We start from the raw sequence: 11,419 nt of genomic DNA on the forward strand, positions 1-11,419 counted from the left end.
ACTCACCGCGAGTCTTGCCCGCCCATGTATACCCTGGCCCGCCAGCTGCTGTTCAAGCTTTCCCCGGAAACCTCCCACGACCTGTCCCTGGACCTGATCGGCGCCGGTGGCCGCCTCGGCCTCAATGGCCTGCTGTGCAAGCAGCCGGCGGCTTTGCCGGTGACGGTCATGGGCTTGAACTTCGCCAACCCGGTGGGCCTGGCCGCGGGCCTGGACAAGAACGGCGCGGCCATCGACGGTTTCGCCCAGCTGGGGTTCGGTTTCGTCGAGATCGGTACCGTGACGCCGCGCGCACAGCCGGGCAACCCTCGGCCGCGGCTGTTCCGCCTGCCGGAAGCGACGGCGATCATCAACCGCATGGGCTTCAACAACCTGGGCGTCGACCACCTCCTGGCACGGGTACGGGCCGCACGCTACGACGGTGTGCTGGGCATCAACATCGGCAAGAACTTCGATACCCCGGTCGAGCGTGCGGTGGATGACTACCTGATCTGCCTGGAGAAGGTCTACGGCGCGGCCAGCTACATCACCGTCAATGTCAGCTCGCCCAACACGCCGGGCCTGCGCACCCTGCAGTTCGGCGATTCGCTCAAGCAACTGCTCGATGCCCTGGCGGCGCGGCGCGAGCAACTGGCGCTCGAGCACGGCAAGCGTGTGCCGCTGGCGATCAAGATCGCCCCGGACATGACCGACGAGGAAACCGCCTTGGTCGCCTCGGCCTTGCTGGAGTCGGGCATGGATGCGGTGATCGCCACCAACACCACCCTGGGCCGCGAGGGTGTCGAGGGCCTGCCGTTCGGCGACGAGGCGGGTGGCCTGTCCGGTGCGCCGGTGCTGGAGAAGAGTACCCATACGGTCAAGGTGCTGTCGGGCGAGCTGGGCGGCAAGCTGCCGATCATCGCCGCTGGAGGGATCACCGAAGGCCGGCATGCGGCGCAGAAGATCGCCGCAGGCGCCAGCCTGGTGCAGATCTACTCGGGGTTCATCTACAAGGGGCCGGCATTGATCCGCGAAGCGGTCGATGCCATTGCGGCGATGCCGCGCCAGTAAAGCGGCGGGCATAAAAAAGGGCCCCTCGAAGGGGCCCCTGGGCCTCAGCCCGCCGCCCGGATAGGGCGTGCATGGTGACTCGAATTCAGTGTCCTCGCTCAGCCAACGGCGTGATTTTCGTTGAGTCTCTGGATACCAGCGGTGCCGGTCAGACCGTCCCAGTTGTCGCCCCGTCCTTCACGCCAGCCATTGATCCAGGCTTGGCGAACGGATGGCAGGTTGAAGGGGCAAAGCTCGCGGGATTTGCCGGTGACCCCATACTGGTAGCCACGTGAATATGCTCTTTCCAACGGATCACGCTTAAGTCTTCTCATAGGGTGTTGCCCTCACTTGTTGACTGTAATGTCCCGTCGGCCTCTCCGAGGCCGGGCAGAATCTTTCTGCCGGTATGCGCTCGCTGCCGGCGTGGCGAGCAGAAGTGCCGTCCCGTTGCGAGACGGCCTAAGAGGAGTTCTAACCAAAGCGCGTCACACTGTGAATGATCGATTTGTCATAAGGACGTAACCTTTCCGAGGGTCAGAGGATAAGTAAATAAATGCGACTCAACTTTATTTGCCGTTGAGCCCGCTATGATCAGGGTTTAATGCCCCTTGGCGTCATTTGGCCAGTGCTGCTGGAGGATGACGGTAATAATAGGTAATGCGACGAAGGGTCACATCGGCTGCTTCGCCGCCGGAAATTTTCGTACTGCCTGACGATCTAACCTGCTTTCGCCACGGGCGGAGGGTATGTCGATCAGGCGGCCTGGCGCTTCCCGAAGACGGGCAAGGCCACTCGGACGCCTGCTGGAAGGGCGTTCGGGCAAACATCGGCGGGGCGATGCGTCGCCCTGTCACTCACTCAGCCCAAGGCTCTGGATTGCTCATGTCGGACCGTTTCGAACTCTATCTCACCTGCCCCAAGGGCCTGGAAGGCCTGCTCGCCGAGGAGGCCCGCGGCCTGGGCCTGGACGATGTGCGCGAGCACACCTCGGCCATCCGTGGCCTGGCCGACATGGAAACCGCCTACCGCCTGTGCCTCTGGTCGCGCCTGGCCAACCGTGTGCTGCTGGTACTCAAGCGTTTCGCCATGAAGAACGCCGACGAACTCTACCAGGGCGTGCACGGGGTCGACTGGCAGGACCACCTGGCCGCCGACGGCACCCTGGCGGTGGAGTTCAGTGGCCATGGCTCGGGCATCGACAACAGCCACTTCGGCGCCCTCAAGGTCAAGGACGCCATCGTCGACAAGCTGCGCAACCGTGAGGGGCAGCGCCCGTCGGTGGACAAGATCGACCCGGACCTGCGCGTGCACCTGCGCCTGGAGCGTGGCGAGGCGATCCTCTCTCTCGACCTGTCCGGGCACAGCCTGCACCAGCGTGGCTATCGCCTGCAGCAGGGCGCTGCGCCGTTGAAGGAAAACCTGGCGGCGGCGGTGCTGATCCGTGCCGGTTGGCCGCGTATCGCCGCCCAGGGCGGCGCCCTGGCCGACCCCATGTGCGGTGTCGGTACTTTCCTGGTCGAGGCGGCGATGATGGCCGCCGATATCGCCCCGAACCTCAAGCGTGAGCGCTGGGGCTTCAGCGCCTGGCTCGGCCATGTGCCGGCGCTGTGGCGCAAACTGCACGACGAGGCCCAGGCCCGTGCCCAGGCCGGGTTGGCCAGGCCAGCGCTGTGGATTCGCGGCTATGAGGCCGACCCACGGCTGATCCAGCCAGGGCGCAACAACGTCGAGCGCGCCGGGCTGGGGGATTGGGTGAAGATCTACCAGGGTGAGGTCGGCAGCTTCGAGCCGCGCCCGGACCAGAACCAGAAAGGCCTGGTGATCAGCAACCCGCCCTACGGTGAGCGCCTGGGCGACGAGGCCAGCCTGCTGTACCTCTACCAGAACCTCGGCGAACGCCTGCGCCAGGCGTGCCTGGGCTGGGAGGCGGCGGTGTTCACCGGCGCTCCGGAGCTGGGCAAGCGCATGGGCATCCGCAGCCACAAGCAATACGCCTTCTGGAACGGCGCGCTGCCCTGCAAGCTGCTGCTGTTCAAGGTGCAGCCCGACCAGTTCGTCACCGGCGAGCGTCGCCAGGCCGATGCCGAGGCTGGCGAGCCGGGGCGGCCTGCGAGCGTGGCCAGTGAGCCGGCGCGTCTGTCCGAGGGGGCGCAGATGTTCGCCAACCGTTTGCAGAAGAACCTGCGCCAGCTGGGCAAGTGGGCCCGGCGCGAGCAGGTCGACTGCTACCGCCTGTACGATGCCGACATGCCGGAATATGCCCTGGCGGTCGACCTCTACCAGGATTGGGTGCATGTCCAGGAGTACGCCGCGCCGCGCTCGGTCGACCCGGACAAGGCCCAGGCTCGCCTGCTCGACGCCCTGGCGGCGATCCCCCAGGCGTTGGGCATCGACCCGCAGCGCGTGGTGCTCAAGCGCCGTGAGCGCCAGAGTGGCACGCGCCAGTACGAGCGCCAGGGCAGCGAAGGCCGCTTCCAGACCGTGAACGAGGGCGGCGTCAAGCTGCTGGTCAACCTCACCGACTACCTGGACACCGGCCTGTTCCTCGACCATCGGCCGATGCGCCTGCGCATCCAGCGCGAGGCGGCCGGCAAGCGCTTCCTCAACCTGTTCTGCTACACCGCCACGGCCACGGTCCATGCGGCCAAGGGCGGCGCGCGCAGCACCACCAGCGTCGACTTGTCCAAGACCTACCTCGACTGGGCGCGGCGCAACCTGTCGCTCAACGGCTTCTCCGAGCGTCACCGCCTGGAGCAGGGCGATGTGATGGCCTGGCTGGAAGACAACCAGGACAGCTACGACCTGATCTTCATCGACCCGCCGACCTTCTCCAACTCCAAGCGCATGGAAGGTGTGTTCGACGTGCAGCGCGATCACGTGCAACTGCTCGACCTGGCCATGGCCCGCCTGGCGCCGGGCGGTGTGCTGTACTTCTCCAACAACTTCCGCAAGTTCCAGCTCGACGCGAGCCTGGTCGAGCGTTACGCGGTGGAGGAGATCAGTGCCCAGACCCTGGACCCGGATTTCGCGCGCAACAACCGGATCCACAGGGCCTGGCGCCTGCAAGCGCGGTGAGTCGACGAGGTACGTTGCGGGGCTGATGGCCAATGGCTATAAATCAGCATAGGGCTGGACAATTCGCAGGACGCTGACGTGATGAGAATGCTCTATGTCGAAGTGTGGCGTGCGTGCGAAGGTGCTCGGCCTGTTCAGCGAAGCGCTGTCCGCCTGGGCCGTGGCCTTGGCGGCCCTGGTCGCGGGCGGCCTGCTCACGGCCGCGCTGGCCATCGCCGCGCAGAGCCTCTACAAGCAGCAGTTGCGCCAACGCTTCGACCTGCTGGCCAATGAGCGCTACAGCCGTATCGCCGAACGCTTCGACGACCAGGAGCAACGGCTGGATGGCTTGCGGCGCTTCTTCACCTACTCCAACGAAATCACCCCCCGGGAATTCGACGGCTATGCCCGCCCGCTGCAGCACCGGACCCAGGCCTACGCCTGGGCGCCGCGGGTCGAGGCCGGGCAGCGCGATGACTTCGAGCGACGGGCCAGCGCCTGGCTCGGCCAGGACTACCGCATCCGCGACCAGGACGGGCAGGGCGGTTGGCGCCCGGCAGCGCCCCGCGACCCTCATTATCCGGTGCTCTACACCCAGTCTTCTGACGTGCTGGGCCTGCCCGCGGGCCTGGACCTGCGTGGCCAGCCCCAGCGCGAGGCGACCCTGGCCCGGGCCGTTTCGCCGGGTAGCATGGCGGTGTCCGCGCCGCTGGATGTGATCAATGCCGAAGCGGGGGCTGGCCGAGGCTTGCTGATGGTGGCGCCGGTGTTCACCGAGAACGCCCTCGGCGGCCCACCCGCCGGCTACGTGATGGCGCTGCTGAGCCTGCATCAGTTGATCGCCGAGGGCCTGCCGCCAGCGGCCGAGGACAACCTGGTGGTGCGTATCCTCGATACCTCCGGGCCGAGTGGCGACGAAGTGCTGTTCGACTCGCAGAGCCCGGTCGCCCGGGTGCGATTGGCCAGCCGGCACCTGTTGCACCTGGCCGACCATCATTACCAGCTCGACATTCGTCCCAGCCTGGTCTTTCTCCGGGCCAATCGCGCCTCCGTGGTCCTGGCGGTCAGCCTGCTGGGCGGCTTGCTGAGCGTATTGCTCAGCGCCTTGCTCTACAGCCTGTTCAGCCAACGGCAGCGGGCCTTGCACCTGGTCGAGCAGCGTACCGCCGAGCTGCGGGTCAGCGAGCAGTCCCTGCGCGAGACCCACAACCAGTTGCGCAGCGTGCTGGATGCCGCGACCCAGGTGGCGATCATCGCCACCAGCCTCAAGGGCTTGGTCAGCACCTTCAATGCCGGCGCCGAGCGGATGTTCGGCTACACGGCCCGCGAGGCGATCGGCCACTTGACGCTGGAGGACCTGGTCCAGCCCGAGGAATTGCATCAGCGTGCCCACGCCTTGAGCCTGCGCTACGGGCGCGAGATCTGCGGTGGCCAGGCGATGTTCGCCGAGACGGTGCAGGAGGGCGGTGGCGAACCGGGGGAGTGGACCCTGGTGCGCAAGGATGGCAGCCACCTGTTGGGCAACATGCTGGTCACCGCGGTGCTCGACGAGCAAGGCCTGTGGGTCGGCTACCTGGCGATCTGCATCGACGTCACCGAGCGCCGGCGTGTCCTCGAAGCGTTGGCCGTGCGTGATCGCCTGCTGGAAAAGCTCAGCGCCGAAGTCCCCGGTGGCATCTACCAGTACCGCCTGGACGCTGATGGGCGTTCCTGTTTCCCCTATGCCAGCAAAGGCTTGTACGACATCTATGAGGTCGACCTGCAGCTGCTGCGCCAGGATGCCACGGTGGTGTTCGAGCGCATCCACCCTGACGACCTGGACCGGGTGCGCAGGTCAGTGCGCTATTCGGCCGAGCATCTCACGCCGTGGCGCGAGGAATACCGGGTGGTCCTGCCCCGGGCGGGCCTGCGTTGGGTCCGTGGCGAGGCGACGCCGGAGGAGGGCGAGGATGGCTGTACCTTGTGGCATGGCTACCTGACCGACATTTCCGATCTCAAGCGGGTCGAGGAAGAGCTCAGGACTCTTTCGGTCACCGATGCGCTGACCGGTATCCACAACCGCCGCTACTTTCAGGAGCGGCTCAAGAGCGAGCTGGAACGGGCCCAGCGGGATGGCCTGGACCTGGCGGTGATCATGCTCGATATCGATCATTTCAAGCGGATCAACGACCAGTACGGGCATGCGGTGGGCGACCATGTGTTGCGCAGCCTGTGCCAGCGTATCGGGCACAGGCTGCGGCGTACCGATGTGTTCTGTCGGCTGGGGGGAGAGGAGTTCATGGTGCTGTGCCCGGGGAGCAATGCCGAGCAGGCGCGCTCGCTGGCGCTGGAGTTGTGGCAGGGGGTTCGCAGTGTGGCGGTGGAGGGCGTGGGCAGGGTGACGGCGAGCTTCGGGGTGGCGGGCTGGCGGCCGGGAGAGGGCGCCGATGCGCTGTTGCTGCGGGCCGATGCCGGGGTGTATGCGGCGAAACAGGCGGGGCGGGATCGGGTCGAGGCGGAGTTGTCCTGAGGTTTGGCAGGGCGGGATTTCGGCATTATGTGTAGGCAAGTACGCCATTTTGGGGGCCGCTTTGCGGCCCCAAGCCCATCAGGGCCCTGTAGCCGCCGTACGCTCGATCAGCTTCGGTTGCCGATAAAGGTCCAACAAGACCTGGTCAAGCACCTGCGAAGCCCCCCAGGGCCGGGGATCGTTGAGGATTGCCGCCACTGCCCAGGTATGGCCGTTGCTGTCCCGAGTGTACCCGGCAATCGCCCGCACGGTATTGAGCGTCCCGGTCTTGATGTGGCCCTCGCCGGTCAGGGCGGTGCGCTTGAGCCGCTTGCGCATGGTGCCGTCCATGCCTACCAAGGGCATGGAACTGATGAACTCGGCCGAATAAGGGCTCTTCCACGCCGCCTTGAGCAGCGCCGCCATCTCCCGCGTGCTGACCCGCTCGGCGCGAGACAGCCCGGATCCGTTCTCCATCACCAGGTGTGGCGCGGTGATGCCCTTGCGCGCCAGCCACTGGCGCACCACGCGCTGGGCGGCACGGGCGTCGTCGCCGTCGACGTCGGTACGGAACTGCGCGCCCAGGCTGAGGAACAACTGCTGGGCCATGGTGTTGTTGCTGTACTTGTTGATGTCGCGGATCACTTCCACCAGGTCTGGCGAGAACGCGCGGGCCAGCAGGCGTGCGCTCTTGGGCACGTTCTCGACGCGGTCGCGGCCCTGGATGGTACCGCCCAGCTCGCTCCAGATCGCCCGCACGGCGCCGGCGGCATAGGTCGGATGGTCGAGCAGCGCCAGGTAGGTCTGGGAGTTGCAGCCATCGCCCAACTGGCCGCTGACCACGACGCTGACACCATTGGCCTGCACCGTCGGGTTGTAGCGCACCTCACCGGTGCACTGCCGGGACGTTAGGGCCTTGACCTGGTTGTCGATGCGGATGTTGGCGATTGGTGGTTCGACCGATACCGTCACCTTGCCGCCGTCGTTACGGGCGACGAAGCGCAGGGCCTTGAGGTTGACCAGCAGCGAGTCGGGCCTGACCAGGAACGGCTTGTTCATGTCGCCGCCGTCATCGTCGAACTGGGGCAGGTTGGGCTGGACGAAGTGGCTGCGATCGAGCACCAGGTCACCGCTGACGGTGCGTACCCCGTTGGCCCGCAGGTCGCGCATCAGCAGCCAGAGCTTCTCCATGTTCAGCTTCGGATCGCCGCCGCCCTTGAGGTACAGATTGCCGTTGAGCACGCCGTTGCTCAGGGTGCCATCGGTATAGAACTCGGTCTTCCACTGGAAGGTCGGGCCGAGCAGTTCCAGGGCGGCGTAGGTGGTGACCAGCTTCATAGTCGACGCCGGGTTCACCGACACGTCGGCGTTGTAGATCGTCGGTGTGCCTGGCCCATCGAGGGGCAGCATCACCAGGGACAGGGCAGAATTCTGCAGCTTGTTGTTCTTCAGCGCCTGCTGCACCTTGGGCGACAGGGTGGTGTTGACGGGGGCGGCCTGGCTGGGCATGGCCAGTGGCAGGAGCAGGCCGGCGAGGAGCAGTGGGCGGAGCGTTTTGATCATAGGTACTGGAACCCTGCGTACGAGGGAAAGGACAACGGGGCTGTACGAGATGATGGCCCCCAGACGAAATATAGTGCGCATTATGCCCCAAGCGTACCGCCCATGGGCCATGTCCGACGGAAAAGCGCCGCATCGCCACGGAAACTGGTAAAGTGCCGCGCGTTATTACTCAAGAGGATTGTTTCATGGCTACCAACCGTTCCCGTCGTCTGCGCAAGAAGCTGTGCGTGGATGAGTTCCAGGAGCTGGGTTTCGAACTGAACCTGGAATTCAAGGAAGACCTGTCCGAAGAAGCCATCGATGCCTTCCTCGACGCCTTCCTCGCAGAGGCCATGGATGCCAACGGCCTGGACTACGTCGGCGGCGATGACTTCGGCCTGGTCTGCCTGGCCAAGCGTGGTTCGGTCAGCGAAGAGCAGCGCGCTACCGTCGAAGCCTGGCTCAAGGGCCGTGGCGAACTGACCAAGATCGAAGTCAGCCCGCTGCTGGACGCCTGGTATCCGGACAAGCCGATCAACGCCAAGGCCGATTGATCCTGCCGAAGCGGCCGCCGTCGGCGTGCCGCTTCACCGAGCGCCGACCGGGCCGTGCAGGTACCGGGCCAGCGCTTCCTCGACGCGGCGCATGTGCCGCGCCAGTGCCTGCCGTCGCAGCTTGAGCTGCATCAGCGGTAAATCTTCCTGTTCAAGGGCCTCGCAGGCCGCCATCAACTCCCTGGCTTCCAGCATCCGTGCCGCGCTGAGGATCTTGTGCGCCTGGCCGGCGATCGCCTGGGCATCTTCGTGTGGATCGATGGCCATCAAGATGGCCAGGTCCTGCTGCAGGCTTTGCAGCAGGGTGGCCAGCAGGCGCTGGCGATCTTCCTGGTTGTCGCCGACGATGGTCGCCAGCCCGTCGAGCGTGAAACGCTTGCGCTTGCGTGGGGATGGCGCGCAGGGCGTTACGCTGGCCAGGCGCTGCTTCAGGGTGCGCAGGCCGATGGGCTTGAGCAGGCAGTCGTCCATGCCGGCGTCCAGGCATTTCTGGCGGATCTCGGGCTGGGCGTTGGCGGTATAGCCGAGGATGACGCAGCGCGGCCGGCCTTGCGCGCCTTCCTCGGCGCGTACCGCCTCGGCGACCTGGTAGCCGCTCATGTGCGGCATGTTGCAATCGAGGATCAGCACATCGAAACCGCCCTCGCGCCATTTCTCCAGGCCTTCGCGGCCATCGCCGGCGCTGGCATGGCGCAGCCCGAGGAACCCCAGTTGCTGCGCCATCAGCAACTGGTTGGCCGGGTGGTCGTCGATCACCAGCACGTTCAGCCGGGTATCCGGTGTGTCCACGTCCGCGACGTCAGGGGGGGCGGACGAGGGCGCCGCGACGCGCTGCAGGGGCATCTGCAGGCGGACGCGGGTGCCGACCCCTTGCAGGCTCTCGAGCGTCAGGTCGCCGCCCATCATCTGGCACAGGTTGCGGCTGATGGCCAGGCCCAGGCCGGTGCCGGCACGTGCGCCCTCGCTGTGGGGGTTGGCCTGGACGAATGGGTTGAACAGCTGACGCAGTTCGTCTTCACGGATGCCGATGCCACTGTCGCGCACCTCCAGGTCAAGGGTCAGGCCGGCTGCCGGGTTTTCGTCGTGCAGGGCCATGCTGATGCGCACCTGGCCGTGTTCGGTGAACTTGATGGCGTTGCTGACCAGGTTGGACAGCACCTGCTTGAAGCGCAGCGGATCGAGCAACGCATGGCAGCGTGCGTTCGCTGCGATGACCACTTCCAGGGACAGCCCTTTCTGCCGCGCCAGGCCATCGAAGACCCGGCCCACCGACTCGACCAGTGCACCCAGGTCGACCGGTTCCACGGACAGGGACAGGTGGCCGGACTCGATCCTGACGATGTCGAGGATGTCGCCGATCAGGCCCAGCAGGTCCTTGGCCGAATGGTAGGCGACCTCCAGTGCCGGTCGGTCCAACTGCCCCTGGTCCGCCCGCCTGACGGCCAGCTCGAGCATGCCGATGATGGCGTTCATCGGTGTACGGATCTCATGGCTGATGGTGGCCAGGAAGGTACTCTTGGCGCGATTGGCATCGTCGGCTTGCTGCTTGGCCTGGCGCAGGGCCTGGACCAGCTTGCGCCGGTCGCTGATATCGATCCAGCCGCCGATGATCCCCTGCACCTCGCCCAGCGAGTCGCGGTAGGGCAGGATCCAGTGGTAGATGGTCAGCTCCCGTCCTTTCATTTGCAGAGGACGATCCAGGATCAGTGGCGTGCCGGCCTCCATGACCTGCTGGTAGTCGGCCTCGATCTGCCGGGTATGTTCAGGGTCGCTGCACAGGCTGTCTGCCAGGCGCTTGCCGATGACCTCCGCGGGCTGCGCCTGGACGGCCTCCAGGTAGCTGTCGTTGCAGCTTTGCAGGCGCCCCTCGCGATCGCGTACGTACATCGGGTGGGGAGTGCCGTTGAGCAGTGCGCGCATGAACTCCAACTGGTCGCTCAGCGCCCGTTCGGCGCGCTGGCGATGCCGGATCTGCCGGCGCAGGCGGGCGTTCCAGACCAGCGCCAGCAACAGCAGCAGGCCGAAGCCCAGCAACACCCGCACGGCCAGGCGGCGAAACTCCCGCCAATGGGCATCGTCCTGCACGCCATAGCCACGCCAGCGGCTGTTGATCACACCCAGTTCTTCCGGCGAGATGCTCAGCAGGGCCTTGTCGAGGATCGAGGCGAGCGCCTGGGCCTGGCCGGTGCTGGCCATCGTGAAGGTGGCTGGCTCGTTGCCGATCGTGCGGCGGATGACCAGGTCGGGATTGCCGGCCAGCGCATGATTGGCGTCGATCAAGGTGGCGATCGCCGCATCCACCGCGCCGCTGCCGAGCAGCGCCATGGAAAAGAACGGGCTTTCGGTCTCGATCCGCCTGACCTGAGGGTGCTGCGTCGCGAGCAGTTCGGCCATGAGGCTATCGCGGGTGATGGCGACCCGCTTGCCCTGCAATTGCTCGAGGGAGGAGGCTTGTCCAGGGCCGGCACGGGTCACCAGCACGTAGTTGCTTTCCAGGTAGGGACGGCTGATCCGCAAGGCGCCGTCGTGTTTCTCGTCGCTGGAAATGGCCGCGATCACGTCCGCCCGGCCGTCCTTGAGGCGGGCGATCATGTCACGGATGCCGCTGGCCCGCTGGACCTCGAAGCGCAGCCCGGTGCGCAGGCGGATCAACTCCAGCAGGTCGGCGGCGATCCCACGGAAATGGCCGCTGCCGTCGAAGTAGGACACCGGGGCCGCGGTTTCGTTGACGGCGACGCGCATCACCGGG

7 protein-coding genes are annotated in these 11,419 nt (G+C 66.1%); 4 read left to right on the forward strand and 3 right to left on the reverse strand.

Annotated features, from left to right (window positions below; translation table 11 throughout):
- Positions 1–24: 24 nt before the first annotated feature.
- Positions 25–1,050, forward strand: coding sequence for a quinone-dependent dihydroorotate dehydrogenase (locus WCE05_RS22665; protein WP_225786961.1), 1,026 nt, complete (start codon positions 25–27; stop codon positions 1,048–1,050).
- 98 nt (positions 1,051–1,148) lie between these two features.
- On the opposite strand, the gene WCE05_RS22670 is transcribed toward WCE05_RS22665, so the two are convergent.
- A complete protein-coding gene (locus WCE05_RS22670) occupies positions 1,149–1,364 on the reverse strand; it encodes a ribosome modulation factor (protein ID WP_225786960.1) in 216 nt (71 codons plus the stop codon).
- Between the two features lie 550 nt (positions 1,365–1,914).
- Between WCE05_RS22670 and rlmKL the strand changes: the two genes are divergently transcribed.
- Complete coding sequence (rlmKL, locus tag WCE05_RS22675; RefSeq protein ID WP_253080508.1) at positions 1,915–4,107, forward strand: bifunctional 23S rRNA (guanine(2069)-N(7))-methyltransferase RlmK/23S rRNA (guanine(2445)-N(2))-methyltransferase RlmL; 2,193 nt, start codon at positions 1,915–1,917, stop codon at positions 4,105–4,107.
- Between the two features lie 94 nt (positions 4,108–4,201).
- Positions 4,202–6,595: a diguanylate cyclase gene (locus WCE05_RS22680; RefSeq protein ID WP_368816601.1), complete on the forward strand. Its 2,394-nt coding sequence runs from the start codon at positions 4,202–4,204 to the stop codon at positions 6,593–6,595.
- 78 nt (positions 6,596–6,673) lie between these two features.
- Here the strand turns inward: WCE05_RS22680 and dacB are convergent, their stop codons facing one another.
- Complete coding sequence (gene dacB / locus WCE05_RS22685) at positions 6,674–8,137, reverse strand: D-alanyl-D-alanine carboxypeptidase/D-alanyl-D-alanine-endopeptidase (RefSeq protein WP_225786957.1); 1,464 nt, start codon at positions 8,135–8,137, stop codon at positions 6,674–6,676.
- 185 nt (positions 8,138–8,322) lie between these two features.
- On the opposite strand from dacB, the gene WCE05_RS22690 reads away from it, so the two are divergent.
- Entirely contained in the window at positions 8,323–8,670 is a 348-nt protein-coding gene (locus tag WCE05_RS22690; RefSeq protein WP_225786956.1) for a YggL family protein, read from the forward strand.
- Positions 8,671–8,703: 33 nt separating this feature from the next.
- Here the strand turns inward: WCE05_RS22690 and WCE05_RS22695 are convergent.
- Positions 8,704–11,419 (reverse strand): transporter substrate-binding domain-containing protein (locus tag WCE05_RS22695; RefSeq protein WP_368816602.1); only part of this gene is annotated, 2,716 nt, incomplete at its 5' end.

Origin of the sequence: Pseudomonas sp. I2 (genome assembly GCF_040984075.1) — a bacterium.
In the GTDB taxonomy this organism is placed as follows: Bacteria; Pseudomonadota; Gammaproteobacteria; order Pseudomonadales; family Pseudomonadaceae; genus Aquipseudomonas; species Aquipseudomonas guariconensis_B.